This window comes from Cupriavidus sp. 2KB_3 (assembly GCF_052115685.1).
Lineage (GTDB): Bacteria > Pseudomonadota > Gammaproteobacteria > Burkholderiales > Burkholderiaceae > Cupriavidus > Cupriavidus campinensis.
Window position 1 is genome coordinate 99,848 of record NZ_JBFRHD010000011.1, and the last position, 23,798, is coordinate 123,645.

Below are 23,798 nucleotides of genomic sequence, written 5' to 3' on the forward strand. Positions count from 1 at the left end.
CCCCGGCAAGGCGTGTCACACCGTCGGCGCAGTCCGCACACCGCCCGCCCCGGCGATGCGGCGGTCCAGCAGCCAGACCGCGAGCAGCGTGACGCCCATCATCGGGAACACGGCGCCGAGCAGGCCCAGGCCGATGGCCCAGGCGCGCATCGGCGGCAACGCGGCGGGATGGCTCGGTGCCCCGAGCTTGCGCGCCGGCTTGCGCTGGATCCACATCACCAGGCCGGTCACAGCCATTGCCATCAAGCCCAGGGAAATCGCCGCGCAGATGAGCTGGTTGGCCAGCCCGAAGTAGCGGCCCATGTGCAGGGAGGTGCCGTAGGAGATGGCCTGCGCCACGGGGCCGTAGTCGTCGAAGCGGAGATCCTTGACGACCCGCCCGTTGGCGGGGTCGATATGGAGCGTGCGCTCGCCGCGCGGATCGGCAGGGAAGCAGGAGGCGGTGTAGACGCCGCCGGGCGCCTTCGGGAAGACCACCTGGCAGCCGGTGGTGATGCCTTGGTTGGCCACCACCGCGACGACCTGATCCAGCGACAGCGGCGCGGTCTTCGCCGGGGCGACGCTGGGCACGGTGGTCAGGCCGACGGCCCAGGGCATGTCCGCCAGCGGCAGCGATTCCATCGTGTGGTGGTGCTTCATGTGATCGGCGCCGCTGGCCGGGGGCGCGGCATGCGCGTGCATGTCGCCCTGGCCATCGGCCGGGCGGCCGAGATTGGCGGCCGTGGCGAGCGCCTTGAACTGCTTGCCCCACGAGCCCGTCCACGGCAACCCGGAGAGGATGAACGCCAAGGCGCCCACCGCCAGCCATGCGCCGAGCGCGAGATGGATTTCCTTCCACCCGCCGCGTGTTCCCGTGGCGGGGCCGGGCACGAAGGCGCGCGCGCCGCGCTGGCGCAGGCGCGGCCACCACATCGCCAGACCCGTGGCAATCATCACCAGCACCCAGCATGCGGCCAGTTCCATCAGCAACTCGCCGGGCTTGCCGACGAGCAGGGCCCGGTGGAGCATGCGCACCTGCTTCATCAACCGGTCTTCCACGCTCAGGCTGCCGAGGTAGGCGCCGGAGTAGGGGTTCAGGTAGACGCTGTCGCTGCCGCCCGCCGGCAGGCGGAACACGAATTCGGCGCTCGCCCGGGGATCGGTATCGAGCGTGTAGTTGGTGACCGTTGCCCCGGCGGGCGCGGCCTCCCGTGCGCGGTCCAGCAGCCGCTGGGCAGATAGCCGCTCGCCGGACGGCTCGACCTTCAGCACGTGCGGGTAGAGCAGGGGCTCGATCTGCGGCTGGAAGCAGTAGAGGGTGCCAGTCACGGCCAGCACGATCAGGAACGGCATGACGAACAGGCCGGCGTAGAAATGCCAGCGCCAGAGCATGCGGTACGAGGCGTCCGCGTTGGCGGTGGCGGCGGGCCGGGGAGCGATAGAGGGCATGGGGCGTGCGAAACAAATGTGGGCCAAGGATACCGTCCGGGTGGCGTTTGCGGCTGCGACCGAATGCCGCTGCAGCGTGTGATCGAGCCGACTCCCGTCACAGGACCCCGCCGCGCCAGGTGGTTACCTCAAAATGCCGGAAATTGGTAATTGGGAAATACCAATCCGACTCCTAAGCTTGGGTCCAAGGCGGCGACAATCCTGGCGCCGCCATCGACTACATCGATTACATCGACTACTGGAGCAAGCCATGCAACAACGTCTCGACTTCTACAAGGCCGGTCCCGCCGCCATCAAGGCAGTTCTCGGGCTGGAAGACCGCATTGCCAAGAGCGAACTGGAGAAGTCGCTGACGGAACTGGTACGCCTGCGCGCCTCGCAGATCAATGGATGTGCCTTCTGCATCGACATGCACACCGCCGATGCGCGCAAAGGCGGCGAGGACGACCGCCGTCTGGCCACGCTGCAGGTGTGGCGCGAAACCCCGTTCTTCACGGCGCGCGAGCAGGCCGCGCTGGCCTGGACGGAAGCGGTGACGCTGGTCTCGCAGGATCACGTGCCGGACGCTGTCTGGGAAGCCGTGCGGCCCCATTTCTCGGACGCCGAACTGGTCGACCTGACCCTGCTGATCTCGGCGATCAACACCTGGAATCGCTTTGCGATTGCCTTCCGCAAGACGCCGGCCTGAGCGGTGAGGCGCGATGCCGGCGAGGTATCATCGCCGCTGCATCGCGCCAATCCTCGCTCAGACCATGAATCCCACCTCGATTTTCTTCGCCCAGGCCTGCCTGGTCGTCGGCACACCGCTGCTGCTGTGGCGCGGCTTGCGCATGGGCGGCATTGTGCCGCTCGTGGTCATGCAGATCGTGGGCGGGATCCTGCTCGGGCCGTCGCTGCTCGGGGCCTTCTGGCCGGATAGCTGGCAGGCGCTGTTCGGCGCCACCCGGCTGACCGCGCTGACCGGCCTGCAATGGCTGGCGGTGGTGCTGTTCGCTTTCCTGTCTGGTCTGCACATTGGCGGCGGCGAGGCGCGCGGCCTGCGCAAGATCGCGATCAGCGCCGCGCTGGGCTGCGTGCTGGTGCCGTTTGCGCTGGGCGTGGGCGCCGGGTTGGGTCTCGGCCACTACCGGCCCGGGCTGCTTGGCGACGCCGCCACGCTGTGGCAATTCGCGATTGCCGTGGGGGTGTCGATGGCCGTGACCGCGCTGCCGGTGCTTGGCGCCATCCTGCGGGAAATGGGCTTGAGCGATTCCACGGCCGGCCGGCTTGCGGTGGCCTGCGCGGCGGTCAGCGATGCCGCCATCTGGATCGTGCTCTCATGCATCCTCGCCAGCACCGGGCAGGCGGCCCAGGCGCCGCTGCGGCTGGTGCTGACTGGCGCCGTATACGTAGCCGCCATGTTCCTGATCGTGCGGCCGCTGCTGGCGGCGGGGCTGCCGCGCCTGCGTGGGACGGATGCGCGGCTGGCGGCGGTGGTGGTGCTGATCTTCGGGTCGGCCTGCGCATCGGAGATGATCGGCTTGCACTACATCCTGGGCGGATTCCTGGCCGGCGTGGTACTGCCGCGCGGCGCGGCGGCTGATATCGGCCGGCAACTGGAGCCCACCACGGTGGTGGTGCTGATGCCGTTCTTCTTCCTGATGACTGGCCTGCGTACGGACCTGACCACAGCCGGCGGCGACGCCCTGGTGGTATTTGCCGTGGCCACCGTCGTGGCCGTGGTGGGCAAGATGGCCGGCACGGCGCTGCCGGCGCGGATGGCTGGCCTGGGGCGGCGCGACGCCTGGACGCTGGGCGCGCTGGCGCAGACCAAGGGGCTGATGGAGGTGGTGGTGCTGGCCATCCTGCTCGAGAACCGCCTGATCGGCGCGGCGGCGTTCTCGGGCCTGCTGCTGATGGCCCTCGCCACGACCGTCGTGGCGAAACCGCTGGCGCTGGCGGCGCTGCGGCTGCGCGAGGCGCCCTGACATGATTACCCGCCCGCCGCTGCACTGGTTCCGGATGCTGTTTGTCCTGCGGGGCTCGGTGCTGCCCAAGATCGCCCCGCAGCTCATCACCATCACGCTGTTTGCCGCCCTGATCACCACCTTCCACGGCAGGATTGGCGACTGGAAGGTATCGCTGAACTTCGTGCCGTTCTCGCTGATCGGCCTGACGCTGGCGATCTTTCTCGGTTTTCGCAACAGCACCAGCTACGCGCGATTCTGGGAGGGGCGCACGCTCTGGGGCAGCGTGCTCAATGAAGCGCGCTCGCTGACGCGGCAGGCGCTGACGCTGGGGGCTGACCCGCGCGACGCCCGCCAGCTGGCGTACCGGCTCTGCGCATTCGTGCACGCGCTACGCCATCAGTTGCGGGGCAGCGACGCATGGCCCGACATGGCGCCGTTCCTCGACCAGACCGATGCGGCCCGCCTCAAGGCCGCCAGGTTCAAACCCGCCATCGTCCTGCTGATGGCGGGCGAATGGGTAGGCGAGCGGCTCCGCGCCGGCCAACTGGCGCCGCCGCTGGCCCAGCCGATGGAGATGTCGCTCAATCAGCTCAGCACGGCACTGGGCGGCTGCGAGCGGCTGGCCGGCACGCCGATCCCGTTCACCTATTCGGTCATCATCCATCGGTGCATCTATCTGTACTGCATGCTGCTGCCGTTCGGCCTGCTGGATTCGATAGGACTGATGACGCCGGTGATCGTGTGCTTCATCGCCTACACGTTCTTCGCGCTGGAGGCCCTCAGCGCCGAGATCGAAGAGCCGTTCGGCGAGGAACCCAATGACCTGGCGCTGACCGCCATGTCGTACATGATCGAATCCACGGTGCTGGAGATGATCGGCGAAGCCCCCAAAAGTGCTGCCCCGGCCCATCGGGATTTCATCCAGACCTGAAGCCTTGCCGCGCCGAAGGCATTTTCGTGCGGCGGCAACACTTTGCCTGGGAAGTCCCCGAATTTCACACTGGTCTTAAACAGAAAGCTCGTACCGATAACCGTTATCATTTACATTCATTGGCTTTGTAAAGTTGTCGATACAAGGGATCAAAGCCATGAAGTCGAGCCGTTGCGGCAAGCTGCCTGCCGCACCCCAGATCGCGCTGTGCGCCACGGCGCTTGCGGTGTCCATCTTGTGTCTGACGCCGGGCATGGCTCGCGCGCAGCAGGCCGAGGGCCAGACCGGGCAAGCGGGACAAAGCGGCAACGACGAGCGGATGCTGGAGACGGTTCAGGTCAGCGGCAACTGGCTCGGCACCGGGCTGCAGAACAGCGTCAAGACCTTCCCGGGCGCCCGCACCGTGGTCGACGAGAAGCAGATCGAGCAGAGCGGGGCGTCCAGCATCAGCGATGTCATGCGTCGCATCCCCGGTGTGCAATCGACCGATAACTCGGGCACCGCAGGCAGCGCGATCTCGCTCAACATTGGCGTGCGCGGCCTGGCCGGCCGGTACTCCCCGCGTTCCACCGTGCTGCTCGACGGCATCCCCATGGCGGTGGCGCCCTATGGGCAACCGCAGCTGTCCTTCGCGCCGGTGAGCCTCGGTAATATCGAAACCATCGACGTGGTGCGCAGCGGCGGCGCGGTGCGCTACGGCCCGCAGAACGTGGGCGGCATCATCAACTTCACCACCAAGCCGATTCCCGCCGGGCCGGGCATCAGCGGCGACGCTTCGATCCGCCAGAACCTCTACACGGAAGGCGGCGGCAGCAACACCCAGTACGACGCCTTCGTGGGCACCACGCTCGAAAGCGGCCTGGGCCTGGCCTTCCTGTACTCCGGCATGACCGGCCGCGAATGGCGCAAGGGCAGCGACGACAACGTCAACGACGTGGCGCTGAAGTTCGCGTACGACATCACCCCATCGCAGCAGGTTTATGGCAAGTTCTCGTACTACGACGTGCGCTCGCGTACGCCGGGCGGGTTGTCGGTGGCGCAATACAATGCCGACCCGTTCCAGAACACCCGACCGAACGACTACTGGAGCGGCAATCGCACCGGCTTCGACCTGGGCTACGTGAACACGATCTCCGCCAACCAGGAGTTCGAGATCCGTACGTTCTTCAACGACAGCTATCGCCAGAGCACGCTACAGCAGAGCCCCACCCAGATTGCCCACCAGCCGCGCAACTACACCACCTTCGGGATCGAGCCGCGCTACACGCAGCGCGTGTCCCTGGGGCCGACCCAGCATGACATCACCGTCGGCTACCGCTATATCCGCGAGCGCGGCGACGACAACGCTTACAACCAGAGCCTGGTGACGGGCGTGTCGGGCCCGACCACCACGTTCGACAATGCCACCGATGCCCATGCCGTCTACATCGACGACCGCATCGCCTACGGCAACTGGCGCTTCGTGCCGGGTGTGCGCTTCGAGCACATCGACACCAACCGCCAGCAGCGCGGCACCAATACGCAGTTCGAGAGCAACAACAACAAGGCGCTGCCGTCGGTGAACGTCTCGTACCTGGTGAACAATGCGTGGACCGTGTTTGCGGACTACAGCACGTCGTTCGGCCCGGTGCAGAACACCCAGCTCAACTCTCAGACGCCTTCCAACCCGCTGCAGCCGGAAGTCGCCCGCACCTTCGAGTTGGGCACGCGCTGGACCGACAGCCGCATCCGCGCCGAGCTGACCGCGTTCAAGATCAAGTTCGACAACCAGATCCAGCAGGTGCCCGGCCTGTTCCCGGCCACGTTCCAGAATATCGGCGCCACCGACCATGACGGGGTGGAATCGGCGATCGACTACACCTTCGACCGTGCCAGCCTGCTCGGCGGCCTGAACCTGTACGCCAACTACACCTACACGCGCGCGATCCAGAAGTCGGGCACCACGGCTGGGCTGGACGTGCCGTTCTACTCGCGCGATACCGACACCATTGGCGCGCGCTACGACTGGCGTAGCTGGACGTTCAATATCTCCACCACGCACCAGAGCTCGCAGTACGCGGATCTGGCCAACACCGTGGCCGAGTCGGCGGACGGCAGCGTGGGGCGGATTCCGGGCTTCCGCACCTGGAATCTCCAGGCGATGTTCAAGGTGCCGCAGATGAAGCGCACCGACATCACCATCGGCCTGAACAACGTGTTCGACAAGCGCTACTACACCCGTACCACGGACAGCAATGCTGGCCGTCTGGTGGGCGCACCGCGCATGGTCTACGTTCAGGCGCGCGCCGGGTTCTGACCGGCCAACGGGGGGGGGGGGGCGGGGAAACTTTCCGGCGCCCCATCCCGGCGGGCACGCCGCGCGGTGGGCCTAGGACCTATTTCCCTTTGCGGACTTCCGGCCTATGCTGAAGCATCGCGCCGCATGCGGCGTGCCTGCCCACCCCTCCATGGCCAACGCATCTGCCCCGCGTGACGCCCCTTCCTCCCTATGGCGGCGCTGGTTGCCCGGACTGGTAACCCTCGTGGCCTATCAGCCTGCGTGGCTTCCCAGGGATCTTGCTGCCGGACTGGTGCTGACCACGATGCTGGTGCCGGTGGGCATCGCCTATGCCGAGGCATCGGGCGTGCCCGGCGTGTACGGCCTGTACGCGACCATCGTCCCCCTGCTGGCCTATGCGCTGTTCGGTCCGAGCCGGATCCTGGTGCTGGGGCCGGATTCCGCGTTGGCGGCGCCGATCCTCGCCGTCGTCATCGCCGCTTCCGCCGGCGATCCCGCGCGCGCCATCGCCACGGCCAGCCTGATGGCCATCGTTTCCGGGTTGTTCTGCATCGTGCTGGGGCTGCTGCGCCTGGGGTTCATCACAGAACTGCTGTCGAAGCCCATCCGCTACGGCTATATGAATGGGATTGCGTTGACCGTACTGGTCAGCCAGTTGCCGAAGCTGTTCGCCATCCAGCTCGAGGATGCCGGTCCGCTGCGCGAGTTGTGGGAGCTGGGCCGGGCGATTGCCGATGGCCAGACCCACGCGTACAGCCTGGCAGTGGGGGCGGCCAGCCTGACCGTCATACTGCTGCTCAAGCGTTTCGACCGGGTTCCCGGCATCCTGATCGCCGTGATCCTGGCCACGCTGGCGGTCAGCGTGTTCCATCTGGATGCCCTCGGCGTGAAAATCCTGGGCGAGATTCCGCAGGGCCTGCCGGCGTTCGCGGTGCCCTGGCTCAGCGAGGCCGATCTGGTCAAGATCGTGCTCGGCGGCGGCGCCGTGGCGCTGATCGCGTTTGCCGATACCAGCGTGCTGTCGCGCACTTTCGCGGCACGCTCGCACATGCGCGTGGATCCGAACCAGGAGATGGTGGCGCTCGGCGCCGCCAATCTGGCGGCGGGCTTCTTCCAGGGCTTCCCGATCAGCAGCAGCGCCTCACGCACCCCGGTTGCGGAGGCGGCCGGCGCGCGCACGCAACTGACCGGCGTGGTCGGCGCCATCGCCGTTGCGGCGCTGCTGATGTTCGCCCCCAACCTGCTGCGCTACCTGCCCACCAGCGCCCTGGCCGCTGTGGTCATCGCTGCGGCCATCGGCCTGTTCGAATTCAGGGACTTGCAGCGCATTTTTCGCATCCAGCAATGGGAGTTCTGGCTGTCGATGCTGTGCTTCGCGGGCGTGGCCGTGTTCGGGGCGATTCCCGGCATCTGTCTGGCAGTGGTGGTCGCCGTGATCGAGTTCCTGTGGGACGGCTGGCGTCCGCACTTCGCGGTCCTGGGTCGGGTGCCCGGGCTGCGCGGCTATCACGACATGAAGCGCTATCCGAACGCCGCACGGATCGACGGACTGGTGCTGTTCCGCTGGGACGCGCCGCTGTTCTTCGCCAATGCCGAACTGTTCCAGCAACGGCTCACCGAGGCGGTGGCGGACTCGCCCACCCCGGTGCGCCGCGTGGTGGTGGCCGCCGAGCCGGTCACCAGTGTCGATGTCACCTCGGCGGACATGCTGCGCGAACTGGGCCTGGCCCTGGGCGCGGACGGCATCGCGCTGCATTTCGCCGAGATGAAGGACCCCGTCCGCGACAAGCTCAAGCGCTTCGAGCTGACCGAGGTCTTCAGCCATGATCGCTTTCATCCCACCGTGGGCAGCGCGGTGGATGACTATCTCGATCCGCCGGCTGACCCTGCACGCGTGGGCTGACGCGGCTGGTGTCGCCCCGTTCTCACTCCATCCACCCTCCGCCCAGCGCGCGGAACGTTGCCACGGCTGCGCGGGCGTTGTCGGCGCGCACGCTTGCCTGCTGGTCACGCGCTGCCAATAGCAGGCGGTCTTCCTCGAGGACTTCGAACAGGCTGACCGCGCCGCCCTTGTAGGCTTCCTCTGCGGCGCCGCGCGAGCGAGCGTGGGCCGCCACTTCCACCGCCAGTTCCCGGCTCTGCACCTCCAGCTGGGTCAGCGCGATGATCGCGTTCTCCACGTCCTCGGTGGCGCGCAGCATGGATTTGCGATAGTTCGCCAGGGCCTCGGCGTTGGCGCCCTTGGCCTGTGCGACTTCGGCGTCCACCCGGCCGAAATCGAACAGTCTCCAGCGCAGTCCCGCGATGGCGGCGGGTTGGAATGCCGACGCGGTGAACAGCTTGCTGGCGGTCAGGCTCTCGAAACCAAGCAGGGCGGAGATCGACACCTTGGGGTAGTACTCCGCCGTGGCGACGCCGATCTGGGCGCTCGATGCCGCCAGGCGGCGCTCGGCCGCCATCACGTCCGGGCGACGTTGCAACAGGTTGGCCGGCCCCTGCGCCACGGAGATCTGCGGCACCGTCATCCGCTCGTTGGGCGCCGCCAGTTCTGCCCCATAGGTGCCGGGTTGCGCGCCCATCAACACGTCGAGGCGGTTGAGCTGGGTCTCCAGTTCAATCTGCAGCGGTGGGAGGGTGACGCGGGTCTGTGCGAGCTGCGCTTCCGCCTGGGCCCGTTCGCGCTCGGCGCCAATGCCATCGGCCAGGCGCAGTTGCACCAGTTCCAGCAGCCTGGCATTGGTGCGCACCTGCTCCTGGGCGATGGCGATGCGTTGCTGCGCGCCGCGCACGCGGAAGTAGGCGTCGGCGGCTTCCGCCACCACCAGCACGCGCACGCCCAGATGCTCGGCTTCGGCGGCCTGGGCTTCCGCACTCGCCGCCTCGGCGCCCCGGCGCAGGCCACCGGCCACGTCGATTTCCCAGCTTGCCCCCACGCCCGTGCTGTACAGCGTCTGGTTGCGGTCATAGCCCGGCAGGTTTCTGCCGAGCCGGCCTTGCGGACCTTCCAGCGACTGGCGCTGCTTGCCCACGCCGGCAGAGAACGACCCCTGCGGCAGCAACTCGGCGCCGGCCCGGCGCGCGGCGGCGCGGGCCTGATTCACACGGGCGATGGCAGCCGCCAGATCTAGGTTCTGCTCCAGCGCGCGCTGGATGACCCGTGTCAGCGCGGGATCGTCGAAGCCGAGCCACCAACTATCCAGTGACGGCGCCGGTTGGGTGGCTTCGCGGGCGGTCAGGGCGGCGGCATGCGGGTAGGCCGCCGGCATATCCGCCGCAGGCGCTTGGTAGTCCGGGCCGGCGGCGCAGGCGGCCAGGGTGGAGACGACACCGGCGGCGATCAGCGTGGACAGAAGGCGCGCGAGACCGGCGCGGGTAGGGCGGGAGGTATGAAGCGGCATTGAGGACACCTTTCGGCAGCAACCAGGGAACATTGCATCAACTAACTTGCATGATGATAGTGACTAGTCTAGACTAACTTTCAAATTGATAGCAACGCGTATTTCCCAGGAGTCCAGAAATGCAGAAAAAGCCGCTTGGCGAGACGCCGTGCCCCATCGCCCGCACGGTCGCCCGGGTCGCTGACAGCTGGAGCGTGCTGATCATGCGCGAGGCGTTCTACGGCATCACCCGCTTCGATGCCTTTCAGCAGAACCTGGATATCGCCCCGAACATGCTGACCCGCCGCCTGAACACGCTGGTGGAGGAGGGCATGCTGGAGCGTCGCCAGTACTGCGAACGCCCGCCGCGCTTCGAATACATCCTGACCGAGCGCGGCCGTGATTTCCGCCAGGTGCTGCTGGCGATGCTGGCCTGGGGCAACAAGCATCTCGCGCCCGAAGGTGAAAGCGTGCAACTGGCTGACCGCCAGACCGGCGAGCGTGTTGAGCCTGTGCTGGTGGATGCCGCCAGCGGGCGCCCAGTTACCGGCGCTGATTTCCACGTCGTGCCCGGCCCGGCCGCCACCGAGCGCCTGCGCCAGCGGCTGGACCGCTCGGCCGAAGCCTGAGTCGCCCCACCTGACTGGATCCCCCTTTACCCACACCGCTGCGCAGGCAGCGGGCAATCCCCGCATGCAGAGAGGAAGTGCCATGAGCAGCGAAACGCTGACTGAACGGGTCGGAGCCGACTCCATTCCCGCGTCAAAATCCAAGGTCAGCGCCAAGCGGCTGCTGGCGACTGGCCTGTTGGTGGCGGCCGGACTGGCCGGGGTGGGCTACGGCTACCACTGGTGGACATCCGCCCGGTTCGTGGAAAGCACCGACGATGCCTACGTCGGTGGCGATATCACCGTGATTGGCGCCAAGGTGGGCGGATATATCGCGGAAGTGGCGGTGACCGACAACCAGTCCGTCCGCGCCGGTGACCTGCTGGTGCGCATTGACGACCGCGATTACCGCGCCGCACTGGCCAAGGCCGAGGGCGCCGTGGCGGCCCAGCAGGCGTTGCTCGCCAACCTCGATGCAACCGCGCGCCTCCAGGAGGCCGTGATCGGGCAGGCCAAGGCCGGGATTGCGTCGACCAATGCCGACACCGTACGGGCCCGCGACGATCAGTTGCGCTACGCCAGCCTCGTGGCGAAGGCAGCCGTCTCCATCCAAAGCTCGCAAAAGGCGGACTCGGACTACAAGCAGGCGCAGGCCAACGGCGAGCGCGCACGTGCCTCGCTGCTCGCCGCGCAGCGCCAGCTGGACGTGATCGGCACACAGAAGCAGCAGGCGCAGGCCGCGCTGGCGCAGGCAATTGCCGAGCGAGACATCGCCAGGCTGAACCTGAGCTATACGGCGTTGCGCGCGCCCGTGGACGGAACCGTGGGCAACCGGCGTGCCCGCGTAGGCGCCTTTGCCGGCGCCGGTAGCCAGTTGCTGGCCATCGTGCCGGCGGGCGGCCTGTGGGTGGATGCTAATTTCAAGGAAGGGCAACTCGCGCACATGCGCCCCGGCATGCCCGTCGAGATCGAGGCCGACGTGCTGCCCGGCCGTGTCTTCCATGGCCACGTGGCAAGCCTGGCGCCTGCCACCGGCGCGCAGTTCAGCGTGTTGCCGCCAGAGAATGCCACCGGCAACTTCACCAAGATCGTCCAGCGCGTGCCCGTGCGGGTTCGACTGGATGAACAGGATGCCCGGCTTGGCGTGCTGCGCCCGGGCCTCTCCGTCGTCGCGCAAGTCAATACGCTGCCGCCGAAGCAGGTGCAGTGATGACGGCCGCCAGCCTGACCCGCTCGTCGCGCGCCGTGGCGGACACGCCTCCGGGCCAGATGTCCACCGCCGCCAAGGTGCTTGCCTTCGGCACGATGTGCGTGGGCATGTTCATCGCCTTGCTGGACATCCAGATCGTCTCTGCATCGTTGCGCGATATCGGCGGCGCGCTCTCCGCCGGGGCCGATGAGACGGTCTGGGTGCAGACCAGCTACCTGATCGCCGAGATCATCGTCATTCCGCTGTCAGGCTGGCTCTCGCGTGTGATGTCTACGCGCTGGCTGTTTGCCGCCTCCGCAGCAGGCTTCACGGTGACCAGCCTGCTGTGCGGCATGGCGTGGGACATCCAGAGCATGATCGCGTTTCGCGCGCTGCAGGGTTTCCTGGGCGGCTCGATGATCCCGATGGTGTTCACCACGGCCTTCGCATTCTTCAGCGGGCCGCAGCGGGTGATCGCGGCCGCCACGGTCGGCGCGCTGGCCTCGCTCGCGCCGACGCTGGGGCCGACGGTTGGCGGCTGGATCACGGACCATTTCTCGTGGCACTGGCTGTTCTTCATCAACCTGGTGCCGGGCATCTTCGTCACCGTGGCGGTGCCGCTGCTGGTCAAGGTCGACCGGCCCAACTGGTCGCTGGTGCGCGGGGCGGACTACCTCGGCATGGGGTTGATGGCGTTGTTCCTGGGTTGCCTCGAATACACGCTGGAAGAGGGCCCGCGCTGGGACTGGTTCGGCGACGATGTGATCCTGGCCACCGCCTGGATCTCCGGTCTGGCGGGCGCCGCCTTCATCTGGCGCTCGCTGACCCATGCCAATCCGGTGGTGGACCTGCGCGCGCTCAAGGAGCGCAACTTCGCGCTCGGCTGCTTTTTCTCCTTTGTCACCGGCATCGGCATCTTCGCCACCATCTACCTGACGCCGTTGTTCCTGGGGCGCGTGCGCGGCTTCAGCGCGCTCGATATCGGGCTGGCGGTGTTCTCCACGGGCGTGTTCCAGATGGCGTCGATCCCGCTCTATGCCTTCCTGGCCAACCGGGTGGACCTGCGCTGGCTGATGATGTTCGGCCTGGCGATGTTCGGCATCTCGATGTGGTACTTCGCACCTATCACGCACGATTGGGGATCGGCAGAACTGCTGCTGCCACAGGCGCTGCGCGGCATGGCGCAACAGTTTGCGGTGGCGCCTACGGTCACGCTGACGCTCGGCAGCCTGCCACCGGAGCGGCTCAAGCTGGCATCGGGGCTGTTCAATCTGATGCGCAACCTGGGGGGCGCTATCGGCATCGCGGCGTGTGCCACGGTGCTCAACGATCGCGGCAATATGCACTTCCTGCGCGAGGCGGAGCACCTGAATATCCGCAACGAGGCCATGGGCAACCTGCTGCAGAGCGTCAGCGAGCGGTTCATGGCAGCCGGCCACGATGCCCTTGATGCACAAACCGCCGCGCTGCGGCAACTGTGGGGGCTGGCCTGGCGCGAGGCCCAGACCCAGACCTTTGGCGACATCTACCTGTTGATTCTGGTCTGCTTCGGCATTGCCACGGCCATGGTGCCGCTGATGCGCAAGGTGGCAGCACCGAAGGCACCGTCTGCGGATGCGCATTGACGTCGAATCGCCCCGCGATGGTTCTCTGCCTAAGGGGCCCGCACCAGTAGCACCGGTACCTTCGATTCCCGCACCAGACCCTCTGCCACGCTGCCCATCACCAGGCGCCGCACGCCGCGCCTGCCGTGCGTGCCAAGTACGACCACGTCGGCGTGGGCGCGTTGCGCCGCCGCGTTGATGATCGTGGCGACGTCGCCAAGCCCGAGCAATTCGTCAAGCAGTTCCGTGCGACATGTGACCTGACCCGCATGAGCTCTTGCTTCGGCCTCGGTCAGCAGCTTGCGTCCGCCCTCAAGCAAGGCGGGGCGCAAGTCTCCCAGACTGCCGTAGCCCATGTCGTACTTGAGATAGCTGTTGTCAATCGCGTGGACGATATGCAGGGTCGCGTTGCACATTGCCGCGAGGCGGATGGCCTCGTCCAGGGCGAGATTGCCGCAGTCGCTGCCATCGACGGCGACGAGGATGGTCTGATACATGGCAGGGTCTCCTTGGAGGCCGGCTAGGCCGTGCCGGCGTGTGGATAGATGGACACCGTTTCAGCATAGGTGCAGGATGCGCCCGCCAGTTGATGCATGTCATGGGAGGGTAATCGTGTTTTGTTGACTGGCATCAACCTGTCAGCCCTGGTGGCCCCTACCGTGGAAGGACCGACGCAGCCGTCGGAATCACGGCGGATACCCATGCGCAAGATCGAATTTGCCGGCGAGATGCCGGATTACTGCCCGACAGGCCCCAGTCTGCAATGCACCGCAACTGTGGACGGTGCACCTGCAACATATGAGGTGACCGCCGAGGCGCTCGAGGATCATTTTGGCGCACGCTCCTACCTCAGCGAGGATCTCCTGCCGGCATTCATGAGCAACCGCCAGGACATCGAGCGCGTTGCGGGCGCCTTGTTCGAGATGACGGAAGTGCGCCATATCGTGCTGCACAGTGGCCATTTTCGCTTCGCGTTGTGAAACTGGGCAGGGCCTGGAGGTACGCCATGGAGAAGGACTTGTGCTTGTGCCAACAGGCAAGGCGGACGCGGTGGTGGGCGCTTGCCGCTTGCGCGCTGGTGCCGTTATGTGCTGGATGCACCTCGGCGCGCGACCCGCTGCATCCCCCAAGGCCGCGCGCGGTTGCGCTTGCGCCCACGGACCTTGATCAAGCGGCGCCCATCTCCCCCTGCGCATACCGCATCTGGCCAGCCGCTCAATGGGATGCATAGGGGCATGCTCCAGAACGGGAACCTCTTTGACCAGCCACAGGAGGGCGATCATGCCATTCATTGACAGGGCCGATGCCGCCGCGCAGTTGGTGCGAGCGCTCGCCGGCCATGTAGGAAAGCGCCCGCTGGTGCTGGCCGTGCCACGCGGCGCTGTGCCGATCGGCGCCATCATTGCCGATGCGCTGGGCGCAGACCTGGACATCGTGCTCGTGCGTAAGCTCGGTGCGCCGGGCAACCCGGAACTCGCCATTGGCGCCGTGGACGAGAGCGGCTGGACTTATCTGACGCCCTTTGCCGCCGAGGCCAGCGCCGACAGCGAATACGTCGACCGCGAGCGCGCGGCCCAACTCGAGGTGCTACAGCGTCGTCGCGCCGTTTACACGCCGGGCCGGGAGCCGCACAGCGCCACCGGGCGGGAGGTCATCGTCGTGGACGACGGCCTGGCAACCGGGGCCTCGATGATGGCCGCGCTGCACGCCGTCCGGGCGCAGAAGCCCGCGCGCATCATCTGCGCGGTGCCGGTGGCGCCACCGCAGACGCTGGTGCAGTTGCAGCCCTATGCTGACGAGGTGGTGTGTCTGGAAGCACCACCCCGCTTCAGGGCGGTAGGGGAGTTCTATCGGGATTTCCCGCAGGTGGAGGACGCCGAGGTGGTGGCCTGCCTGAAATCCCACTGAGGTCGAACGGTGCGGCGCGCTGCGCGCGGGGGAATCGCTGTCACGGCTGCGTCTCCAGTTCGTCGATGACCGCCGAGATGCCCGGGGCCGACCATACGGCGCCGACCGCGGCGCGGCGTTCGGCCAAGGAGTCCACGTGCCCACTCAGCGTGGCCGTGCTCCCCACGACCTTCACGCTTATATGATGGGCCTCGCGCAGGGCATGACGGCGCAGCGCCTCTTCGATGCGTTCCTCCACGTCGGGCGGCGCTGCCTTTTCGTGCATCCGAATGCTGTTGACGACACCGGTCACGCCGCGCAACTGGCTGACTGTGCGTTCCGCCAGGTGCTTCTGGTAGCCCCAATCGACATCGCCCGATAGCGTGACCCAGCCGCGCTCGACGCGAACCTTGATGGCATCTGTGGGCAGATGCACGTGCCATTGCAGGGCCTCGCGCGCTGCCTCGGCAATGGCTTCGTCAGCGAGGGCCCCGGGCGGATATATATCGAGCTTGATGATCACTGCCCGTACGCCTGAAATCCGCTCCACTGCACGCTCGGCGGCGAGCTTCTCGGCATAGGTGGATAGGTGCCCGTTCAGTGTGACAATGCCCTTGTGGACCTCCACGCCAATGGACGCCGCGTCGATAGCCGGGTCCCAGTCTAGTTCCTCGGTGACGTCCTTCTGAATCTGATGATCTGATTTCATGCTTTACCCCTGTTGTCGCACCAGGCAATCGTCCGAAGATGCTGTGGAGACTGGCTAGCGGAGTTCGTACTCGCGCATCATCTCTGTCGTAACGGCCTTGATCGTGGGCAGGCACGATGGCCGGACTCCCGGGAAGGCTTCAATAGCCCAATTGCAGCCGCCGTTCGCAGCTGCGTCGACACGGTGCGGCAACGGGATGTCGCAGTCGCGGCAATCGTCGCCGATGTCGGCGCTTTCCTGCAGACGGCGCAGGATTTCATTACGGATCTCATCCGCGCTGCCGAGGTTCCTGATCATGACGGTGCCTCCTGATTTCTGTCATTGGGGGTTCAGGCCATAGCGTTTAAGTTGGCGATCGCTGGGGCAGTGCCGGACGTCCGACGGTTTGCGACAGGATCGGCTCCTCGTCCTCGTTGAGCGACATATGTTCGGCCAACTGACGCCGGTTGATCCAACCTCGCACTACGGCGCCCAGCCCGGCCGAAGCGCAGTAGAGATAGACGTTCTGGACCATGGCGCCGGCCGCGGCGGCGGCAAAGGTGTCGCGCAGCGTGGGTGGCACATCCTGCATCCGGCCGTGATTAGCGACGTAGACCAGGTCCAGCGGTGCCATGCCGACGAAATCCTGATAGCCAGTCATGCTGCGTACGTCCGCCGCGCGCTTCAGCGCCAGGCAGTGGTGTACGGGGTCGTAGCGGTAGAGGCCGGCGGGCAGCGCTGCGTAGACGTCGATGACCGCCTCGCCATGCGGCGACGGGGCGGTACGGCCGCCGGCCTGCGAGCGGTTGATCCCTGCTGCGGCCCACAGCAGTTCGCTCAGTTGCTGCAATGGCAGCGGCTGCTCGTCGAACTCACGGGTGCTCATGCGCTGCCACAACGCCCCCATCAGCGGCAGGCCATTTGTGCGGTCTGGCTGTGGCAAGGCGATCACCCGCCCGCTCGTGCCGGACGCAGGGCGTGGCAGCAGGTGCTTAATGGGCTGGTAGGGGATAAATTTGATTTCGTCCATAGGATGCTCACAATGTTGCCAAGAGAGGCACCCCGGTGCGGGTAGGCCTCCGTAGGACGAATGTAGGTGTTGCGCGTGGCCGTGGTTTGCGCTGCGTCAAACCAGCTTCAAGCGAGCTTCAAGCCAGCTTCAAGCCAGCTTCAAGCCAGCGTCTAGCGGCCTGCCGGGGCGGCGGCCAACCGTCACTTGATCCGCGAACGATCGAGCCGCATCATTTAACAATCGTCACGCCGCATTCGTGTGCGACCCCTAGCAATGTCTGCAGGTCCGCGGTGCCTGGGGGCACTGCTTCGTCGATTTGCGCAAACAGGCGCGAGGCATTTCCACCATGACTGGTCATGGAAATCATTTCGCCGCCGCCAGCGCCGAACCGGAAGTAGTGAACAGTCCTGGCCGGCACATGGACAAACGTCCCAGCGCTGGCGGTCATTACTTGTTCGCCGTATCCAATCTCGACAACCCCTTTGGTGACGTAGAACGATTCATCCCAATCGTGGCTGTGCGGTGGCGGCCCGCTGCCTTCGTGACCTTGTTGCAGGAAGACTTCGTACCCCTGCGTGGCGGCACTGGACGCCAGGACCGTAATTTTTTCACCTACGACATTGAAGGCGCGAGGGTACTCGGCAGGAGTGACCGCAAATGGCTCTGGCTTCATGCTCAGCTCCAGTCAGGTTTCAATGCCCCGGTCAGTGCGAGTTTGCTTGGAAAGATGTGCCAAGTGACGCAAGCAGGTGTCTTGCGAAGGCGGTGAAAACGAGTTCGCTACCGATCCATGCCAAGCCAATCTTCGTTGGGATACCGGCACACAACGGGCAGTCCTGTAGGCTGAGTGTAGGCCACGCTGATTCCCGTGGACAGTGGCGATAGCCGCTCGCTCATGGGTCGCGTAGCCACCGATCCGTGCTGGGTGGATAGGACGCCGCAGCGCAAATTCGTCTCCGTGCGCAGCCTGTCTGTAGAAGCACCCGCTGTCATCGCTCCACGGCCCGCGGCGTCGATGATGCCCCGGCGTCGTGACATCGCGATGGCGTCCGTGCGGACTTGCAATACCGGGAGCCGCCCTCCGAACTAGTCTTGCGCCTGCGCCGCGCACACCGTGCCGCGCACACAGGATCGCGCCCCACCAGCGCGGTCGCGGCCAAGTTCAACCTTCCTCGGAAATGCCCGCCATGAAACTCTACTATCACCACCTGTCTGGCCATTCGCACCGCGTACGCCTGTTCCTGTCGCTGCTGGGCGTGAAATATGAGGCGATCGAGGTCGATCTGGCCGCCGGTGCGCACAAGTCTCCCGAGTACCTGAAGCTGAACCGATTCGGGCAAGTGCCGGTCCTCGTCGATGGCGGCGATGTCATTGCCGATTCGAACGCGATTCTGGTCTATCTCGCCAAGAAGCTCGGCGAGAGTGACTGGCTGCCGGACGCGCCGTTGCCCGCTGCGGCAGTGCAGCGGTGGCTGTCCATCGCTGCCGGCGAGATCGCCTATGGCCCCGCCGCGGCGCGGCTGATCACCGTATTCGGCGCGCGCTACAACGCGGACGAAGTGATCGCGCGCTCGCACGCGATACTCAAGCTGATCGAGGCGGAACTCGAAGGCCGCAGGTTCCTGGCGCTGGACCACCCCACGATCGCCGACGTGGCGCTGTACGGATACATTGCACGCGCGCCCGAAGGAAATGTGGATCTCTCGGCCTATCGAAACGTGAATGCCTGGCTGCAGCGGATTGAGTCCCTGCCAGGATTTCTTGCATTCGCCAGGACGCCGGTGGGGCTGACCGCCGACCAGTGAAGCGGCGCTGGCGCAGCAGACATGAAACCCGATGGAGGCAAATGATGGCAACGGATAACGCGAACGATACCGCTTCGCCCTGGCATGCGGGCGAACTTACGATGCAACGGCAGCTCGGCGTCGCCGAGCGCATGCTGGACGTCGGGCGGCGCGTGATCCGCGACTACATGCCGGACCAACACCGGCAGTTCTTCGCGGGTCTGCCGTTCCTGGTTCTCGGCGCCGTGAACCAAGAGGGTGACCCCTGGGCCACCTTGATTGCCGGTCGGCCGGGTTTCATGCGGTCTCCAACCGGCACGTCGCTGCATGTCGATGTGGTAACGGATCCGCGCGACCCCGCCAGCGCGGGGTTGGTCGACGGTGCCGGGGTTGGATTGCTCGGCGTGGAGTTCCAGACGCGCCGACGCAACCGTATGAACGGCGTGGTGACGAACCGGACGGGCACGGGATTCGACGTGACCGTGGCCCAGAGCTTCGGCAACTGCCCGCAGTACCTCCAACTGCGAGACCCGGCGTTCGCGCGAGACCCATCCAAGCTCTCGACGGCGCCTGCGCAGAAGCTGGCCGCACTCGGAACGCGCGAGCGCGCAATGATTGGCGCGGCGGATATGTTGTTCGTGGCGTCGTACGTGGACGGGGAGGGCGGCGGCCCACGAAAGGTCGATGTGTCCAGCCGCGGCGGCAGAACTGGCTTCGTGCGCGTTAGCGAAGACGGCGTGCTCACCGTGCCGGATTTCGCCGGCAACCTGTTCTTCGCCACCCTTGGAAACTTCCTGGTCAATCCGAAGGCGAGCGTGGCCTTCGTCAATTTCGAGACGGGCGACATGCTCCAGTTGAGCGGCACCGCATCGGTCACACTCGATGACCCGGAGATCGGCGCATTCCAGGGTGCCGAGCGGCTATGGCAGTTTACGCCGCAGCACATTGTGTTCCGACCCGATGCCTTGCCGTTGCGCTGGAAGTTCCTGCCAAACGGGTGGTCGCCGAACTCGCTGATGACCGGGAGCTGGGACCAGGCCGCGGAGCGCCTGAAAGCCGCCGCCCTGGCCAACGCATGGCGGCCGTTTCGCGTCGTCGACATCGTCGACGAATCATCCACGATCCGCTCGTTCCATCTGCAGCCGGACGACGACGCGGGAATGATTCCGCACGTGGCCGGGCAGCACCTGCCGATCCGTGTCACGCCGCCCACCTGCGGCAAGCCGGTCATCCGCACGTACACGATCTCCGTGGCGCCTTCGGATGGCCGATATCGGATCAGCGTGAAACGCGAGGGCGTGGTCTCTGCATACCTCCATGACACGTTGCATGTTGGCAGCGTGATCGAGGCGCGTGCGCCGGCCGGGCAGTTCGTGGTCGATTCCGCAGAGCGCCGGCCCGCCGTGTTCCTTGCCGCCGGGGTCGGTATCACACCGCTGCTGGCCATGCTGCGGCACGTGGTCTACGAAGGACTGCGCAAGCGCAGGGTTCGCGAGACGTGGGTGTTCCAGGCCGCAAGATCGCTTGGCGAGCGCGCGTTCGCCGAGGAGTTGCGGCGCCTTGCCGACGCGTCCGAGGGCAAGGTACGCTTGGTGCGAGTGCTGTCGGAGGTCGGCGACGCCGAGGAAGGCAAGGACTACGACATCGCCGGGCGCATCGACGTCGCGTTGCTGCGCCGCACGTTACCCTTCGACGATTACGACTTCTATCTGTGTGGCCCGCCCGGGTTCATGCAGGCCACCTACGACGGCTTGCGGGATCTCAACATTGCCGACTCGCGGATTCATGCCGAGGCATTCGGACCTGCCGGCCTCACCCGGCGACAGGAAGCCACGGCGGCGGTGGCTGCGGGACCGGTCCGAAGCGCCGCGCAATTGCCCGTGCCGATCGCCTTCGTCCGTTCTGGCAAGGAGGCGCGTTGGAGCCCCGGCGGCGGCACGCTGCTGGAGCTCGCCGAGTCGCGTGGCCTCAGCCCCGAATTCAGTTGCCGTGGCGGTACATGCGGCACCTGCCGCACGAAGATCGTCGAAGGCGCCGTGGCCTATGCGGCCGCTCCCGGCTTCAGCACGGAGGGCGATGAAGCGCTCATTTGCTGCGCCGTTCCCGCCGACCAGGGGTCCGGCGGTGGTCCGCGCCTGCTGCTGGACCTCTGACGCCGCTTGCCGGCCTTCGCTGAGGTAAGCTAATGCCCACGCAATCACAGCGGGAGATGAAGCAGACATGGGCATTCGCGAGATCGAAATCTTTCGTGCGGTGATGACATCGGGAAGCATGAGCAAGGCGGCCGTCCTACTCGGAATCTCCCAGCCGGCCGTCAGCCAGGCGATCCGCAAGCTCGAGGGCGCTGCCTCCGTCAGCCTGTTCTCGCGAACGCGCGGCCGGCTTCAGCCCACCTCCGCGGCCAGCGCGCTGATGAGCGACGTCGACCGGTTCTTCGCCGGCTACGAATACATCGAACATCGAATACGAAGTTTGCGATCGTATGGGCTCGGGCGTCTGACCATAGCCATCAACCCGGCGTTCGGACTCGGCTTCATCTCGCGCGCGATCGCCGCCTTCGAAGCGGACAAACGTGGCGTACAGGTCTCGCTACAGGTCATGAACACACATCAGGTCCACGAGACAGTGTCTGCCGGCAAGGTGGACTTTGGTCTGATGGCGGCAGGCCTGTCCATGGCCGGCCTCGAGCATTCGCCGTTTGCCCACTTGCGCGCGGTAGTGGTGATGCGCGACGGCCATCCACTGGCACGTCGGCGCACGGTGGTTCCGCAGGACCTGGAGCGGCAGCCGTTCATCGCGCTGAACTCGGCTGACCCGACGCGCATCTCGCTGGAAACCCAGTTCGGCGAAGCCGGCGTCTTTCTCAAGCCGGTGGTCGAGACGCCGAATTCGCACACGGTCTGCGAGTTGGCACTGGCTGGCGTGGGCGTTGGCGTGTCGCACCCGCTGGTCGCTGCCGACTATATGGGCAGAGGGCTGACGATCAGGCCGCTCTCGGTCGACGTGGTGCTGAACAGCGTCATCGCATTCCGCGCGGGCTCGCCGCTCTCCGAACACGCCAAGGGCGTCATCCGCCAGATGCGCGTGCAACTCGCGCAGGAGGCTTCGGCGCTTGCCGCGAAGATGCCCGCCTGAGGCAACGCGCACCGCACCGCCAGACCCCGCGTACCACGCCGGGGACCGCCCGGCAGGCGGCGAGCGCGACTCCAGAAGCGCAGCTTATCGACCACCTCCATGGGCGATATTGCGCCGCGGCGAAGCGCTTACGAGAATGCGTAAAAGCACCACCCTATAAGCCCTGCCTATGGACTGGTCTTCCGGTCAGGTGTCGCCGACCGCTGACGGCCCATCAGGCTGGCGCACGCCAACTCTTCCGAACTGCCATGAGACGCGATTTCTCCTGTGCCGATGCCACCACCATGACCGCTGCCGACGCGCAGGCCAAGCCGTGCACGCACGCGGCGGCGCAGACGTGGCTGGAGGGCGACGCCGAGTCCGAATGGCGCGACAATTCGCGTCTGTTGCGTGAGGAATCCGCAGCCGCCTGCGCGTGGGGACGGTGGAGCGACCGGCGCCGCGAACCGCGCATGCTCACGTCGCCGCTTTTGGACCGCCACTACACCATAGAAATCCTGTTGTCCGACACGGTAGTCGATTGCCACACGGGCGGCGCGGCCGTCTTCACGCGGGGCGGGCAATTCGGTGCCGCACAGGTCACTCCGCCCGGGGAGCGGGTACGGTGCCGATTCGAGCGGCCAATGGAATCGGTGATTCTCTACATACCCACCGCCACGATGCACGAAACGCTGCATCGATGCGGGCGGTACATCCCTGCCGGATTCACGCTCGAAGATCCGCGCTTCCGCGCCGACCCAATCCTGGGGCGTTTCGTCGGGGCCCTATCCCAGGCGGCGAGCCCGCCGGATCCGTCGACCACGCTGTTCATTGAACACGCCTGCAGGACCGTAATCGCCTATCTCGTGCACGCACAGTTGCAGTCCGCGCGCGCCCCTGACAGGCCCGTGGGGCTGCAGGCGTGGCGGCTGCGCAAGGTGATGGACTTTATCGGCGCCAACGCCACCGAGCGGATCACGCTACAGGCGATGGCGGACCACGTCGGGCTTAGCCGCATGCACTTTGCCGCGCAGTTCCTGCTGGCGACCGGCATGACGCCGCATACCTATCTCACGGAGGCACGCCTCGGGATCGCGAAGCGGCTGCTGTCGGAGGGACAGCTCGCGCTGGCGGCAATCGCGGTCCAGGCGGGCTTCCATTCACAGGCGCATTTCACTAACGTGTTTCGCAAGTCGACAGGCACCACGCCAGGGCGTTGGCGAGCAGAGGCGATGGACGCTGCAATCGACAGGGGCCGGCAAACGCTGCGCGCTTTGCCTTTCGCGTCGGACTCGGCGCGCTAGCCTTGTCCAGGCCCACGGCCATCAGCAGGCTGGCAGGGCGATGTGCGACGGCCAGCGTGTGACGAAACGGACGGTTCAATAATCGTGCAAGCCCCAATTTTCAAAAGAAAGCCGTTACAATCGCCGCATGTCACGTGCGACCCCAAGCAATTCGCTGCGGGTAGTGCTGCTCATCATCGTGTTGGCGCAGCTGCTAATCCCGCTCCTGCACGGCCATTTCGGGACACCGAAACAAACCGGCCTGCACGTGCACACCGCCCTTTCAGGCGTGGTTGATTCTCATTCTGGTTTCGGAAGATTTGTCGACCACGAACCCTTGTCCCACGGGCATCAAGATGCGGATCATCACGACGTAGGCTTGACAAGCGCCGAACCTTTTGCGATCGGCGCCGAACCCGCGATCGAACCCCTTGGTTTTTCCTTGCTTCTGCTGGCGGCGGCAGCCGTTGGCGTGGCCGCGCTGACCCTCATGTTGCTGGCGGCCATGGCCTTTTGTGCGGCAAAGCCGCGACGCGCGTATTGCTCTCCGGCGCGGCCAATCCAATGGCGCGACCGCATCAACCGGCCGCCCCCCTCGCAAGCGCCTCCGTTGTTCCACTGAACCCCGCATCCGGCCAAGACGGCTGGTGTCCCCGCACGCGTCCG

General features: G+C 66.2%; 22 protein-coding genes. 15 read left to right on the forward strand and 7 right to left on the reverse strand.

The annotated features are described in order from the left end of the window. Nucleotides 1-15 precede the first annotated feature (15 nt). The gene (locus tag AB4120_RS13810; RefSeq protein WP_441642387.1) at nucleotides 16-1,428 is read right to left on the reverse strand and encodes a PepSY-associated TM helix domain-containing protein; all 1,413 of its coding nucleotides are present in this window, start codon (nucleotides 1,426-1,428) and stop codon (nucleotides 16-18) included. A gap of 250 nt (nucleotides 1,429-1,678) precedes the next feature. On the opposite strand from AB4120_RS13810, the gene AB4120_RS13815 reads away from it, so the two are divergent. The 5 genes from AB4120_RS13815 (at nucleotide 1,679) to AB4120_RS13835 (ending at nucleotide 8,489) form a co-directional block, all read left to right on the forward strand. After that, the gene (locus tag AB4120_RS13815) at nucleotides 1,679-2,116 is read left to right on the forward strand and encodes a carboxymuconolactone decarboxylase family protein (RefSeq protein ID WP_149137697.1); all 438 of its coding nucleotides are present in this window, start codon (nucleotides 1,679-1,681) and stop codon (nucleotides 2,114-2,116) included. A 64-nt stretch (nucleotides 2,117-2,180) separates the two neighbouring features. Next, complete coding sequence (locus tag AB4120_RS13820) at nucleotides 2,181-3,395, forward strand: cation:proton antiporter (RefSeq protein WP_149137698.1); 1,215 nt, start codon at nucleotides 2,181-2,183, stop codon at nucleotides 3,393-3,395. Nucleotide 3,396: 1 nt separating this feature from the next. Beyond that, nucleotides 3,397-4,308 (forward strand): bestrophin family protein, encoded by a 912-nt coding sequence (locus AB4120_RS13825; RefSeq protein WP_441642388.1) that lies wholly within the window; start codon nucleotides 3,397-3,399, stop codon nucleotides 4,306-4,308. Nucleotides 4,309-4,465: 157 nt separating this feature from the next. Beyond that, the gene (locus tag AB4120_RS13830; RefSeq protein WP_441642389.1) at nucleotides 4,466-6,604 is read left to right on the forward strand and encodes a TonB-dependent receptor family protein; all 2,139 of its coding nucleotides are present in this window, start codon (nucleotides 4,466-4,468) and stop codon (nucleotides 6,602-6,604) included. Between the two features lie 151 nt (nucleotides 6,605-6,755). After that, nucleotides 6,756-8,489, forward strand: coding sequence for a SulP family inorganic anion transporter (locus AB4120_RS13835; RefSeq protein WP_441642390.1), 1,734 nt, complete (start codon nucleotides 6,756-6,758; stop codon nucleotides 8,487-8,489). Nucleotides 8,490-8,511: 22 nt separating this feature from the next. Here the strand turns inward: AB4120_RS13835 and AB4120_RS13840 are convergent, their stop codons facing one another. Further along, nucleotides 8,512-9,984 (reverse strand): efflux transporter outer membrane subunit, encoded by a 1,473-nt coding sequence (locus AB4120_RS13840; protein ID WP_441642391.1) that lies wholly within the window; start codon nucleotides 9,982-9,984, stop codon nucleotides 8,512-8,514. Nucleotides 9,985-10,103: 119 nt separating this feature from the next. Between AB4120_RS13840 and AB4120_RS13845 the strand changes: the two genes are divergently transcribed. From AB4120_RS13845 to AB4120_RS13855, 3 genes are all read left to right on the forward strand, one after another. After that, the gene (locus AB4120_RS13845) at nucleotides 10,104-10,592 is read left to right on the forward strand and encodes a winged helix-turn-helix transcriptional regulator (protein WP_149137702.1); all 489 of its coding nucleotides are present in this window, start codon (nucleotides 10,104-10,106) and stop codon (nucleotides 10,590-10,592) included. Between the two features lie 82 nt (nucleotides 10,593-10,674). Then, complete coding sequence (locus tag AB4120_RS13850; RefSeq protein WP_149137703.1) at nucleotides 10,675-11,781, forward strand: HlyD family secretion protein; 1,107 nt, start codon at nucleotides 10,675-10,677, stop codon at nucleotides 11,779-11,781. After that, complete coding sequence (locus AB4120_RS13855) at nucleotides 11,781-13,385, forward strand: DHA2 family efflux MFS transporter permease subunit (protein WP_149137704.1); 1,605 nt, start codon at nucleotides 11,781-11,783, stop codon at nucleotides 13,383-13,385. The genes AB4120_RS13850 and AB4120_RS13855 overlap by 1 nt, the downstream gene beginning before the upstream one ends. A gap of 29 nt (nucleotides 13,386-13,414) precedes the next feature. Here AB4120_RS13855 and AB4120_RS13860 read toward each other — a convergent pair whose 3' ends face one another. Then, nucleotides 13,415-13,861, reverse strand: coding sequence for a universal stress protein (locus tag AB4120_RS13860; RefSeq protein ID WP_149137705.1), 447 nt, complete (start codon nucleotides 13,859-13,861; stop codon nucleotides 13,415-13,417). Nucleotides 13,862-14,065: 204 nt separating this feature from the next. Between AB4120_RS13860 and AB4120_RS13865 the strand changes: the two genes are divergently transcribed. Beyond that, nucleotides 14,066-14,344 carry a DUF1488 domain-containing protein gene (locus AB4120_RS13865; RefSeq protein ID WP_441642392.1) on the forward strand — a complete coding sequence of 93 codons (279 nt, stop codon included), beginning with the start codon at nucleotides 14,066-14,068 and terminating at the stop codon, nucleotides 14,342-14,344. 301 nt (nucleotides 14,345-14,645) lie between these two features. Further along, the gene (locus AB4120_RS13870; RefSeq protein ID WP_149137707.1) at nucleotides 14,646-15,272 is read left to right on the forward strand and encodes a phosphoribosyltransferase; all 627 of its coding nucleotides are present in this window, start codon (nucleotides 14,646-14,648) and stop codon (nucleotides 15,270-15,272) included. 40 nt (nucleotides 15,273-15,312) lie between these two features. Here the strand turns inward: AB4120_RS13870 and AB4120_RS13875 are convergent, their stop codons facing one another. The 4 genes from AB4120_RS13875 to AB4120_RS13890 all read right to left on the reverse strand — a co-directional run bounded on the left by AB4120_RS13875 (nucleotide 15,313) and on the right by AB4120_RS13890 (nucleotide 17,624). Then, nucleotides 15,313-15,960 (reverse strand): BON domain-containing protein, encoded by a 648-nt coding sequence (locus AB4120_RS13875; protein ID WP_149137708.1) that lies wholly within the window; start codon nucleotides 15,958-15,960, stop codon nucleotides 15,313-15,315. 54 nt (nucleotides 15,961-16,014) lie between these two features. After that, nucleotides 16,015-16,257, reverse strand: coding sequence for a hypothetical protein (locus AB4120_RS13880; RefSeq protein WP_441642393.1), 243 nt, complete (start codon nucleotides 16,255-16,257; stop codon nucleotides 16,015-16,017). A 46-nt stretch (nucleotides 16,258-16,303) separates the two neighbouring features. Beyond that, complete coding sequence (locus AB4120_RS13885; protein WP_149137710.1) at nucleotides 16,304-16,969, reverse strand: SagB/ThcOx family dehydrogenase; 666 nt, start codon at nucleotides 16,967-16,969, stop codon at nucleotides 16,304-16,306. A 211-nt stretch (nucleotides 16,970-17,180) separates the two neighbouring features. Beyond that, a complete protein-coding gene (locus AB4120_RS13890; protein WP_149137711.1) occupies nucleotides 17,181-17,624 on the reverse strand; it encodes a cupin domain-containing protein in 444 nt (147 codons plus the stop codon). A 514-nt stretch (nucleotides 17,625-18,138) separates the two neighbouring features. Here AB4120_RS13890 and AB4120_RS13895 point away from each other — a divergent pair. The 5 genes from AB4120_RS13895 (at nucleotide 18,139) to AB4120_RS13915 (ending at nucleotide 23,754) form a co-directional block, all read left to right on the forward strand. After that, nucleotides 18,139-18,756, forward strand: coding sequence for a glutathione S-transferase family protein (locus tag AB4120_RS13895; protein ID WP_149137712.1), 618 nt, complete (start codon nucleotides 18,139-18,141; stop codon nucleotides 18,754-18,756). Nucleotides 18,757-18,800: 44 nt separating this feature from the next. Further along, nucleotides 18,801-20,888, forward strand: a complete 2,088-nt coding sequence (locus AB4120_RS13900) for a 2Fe-2S iron-sulfur cluster-binding protein (protein ID WP_441642450.1) — start codon at nucleotides 18,801-18,803, stop codon at nucleotides 20,886-20,888. A gap of 67 nt (nucleotides 20,889-20,955) precedes the next feature. Next, on the forward strand, nucleotides 20,956-21,870 hold the full coding sequence (locus AB4120_RS13905; RefSeq protein WP_149137713.1) for a LysR substrate-binding domain-containing protein: 915 nt from the start codon (nucleotides 20,956-20,958) through the stop codon (nucleotides 21,868-21,870). Nucleotides 21,871-22,118: 248 nt separating this feature from the next. Then, a complete protein-coding gene (locus tag AB4120_RS13910; RefSeq protein WP_441642394.1) occupies nucleotides 22,119-23,153 on the forward strand; it encodes a helix-turn-helix domain-containing protein in 1,035 nt (344 codons plus the stop codon). Between the two features lie 127 nt (nucleotides 23,154-23,280). After that, entirely contained in the window at nucleotides 23,281-23,754 is a 474-nt protein-coding gene (locus AB4120_RS13915) for a hypothetical protein (RefSeq protein ID WP_441642395.1), read from the forward strand. Nucleotides 23,755-23,798 lie beyond the last annotated feature (44 nt).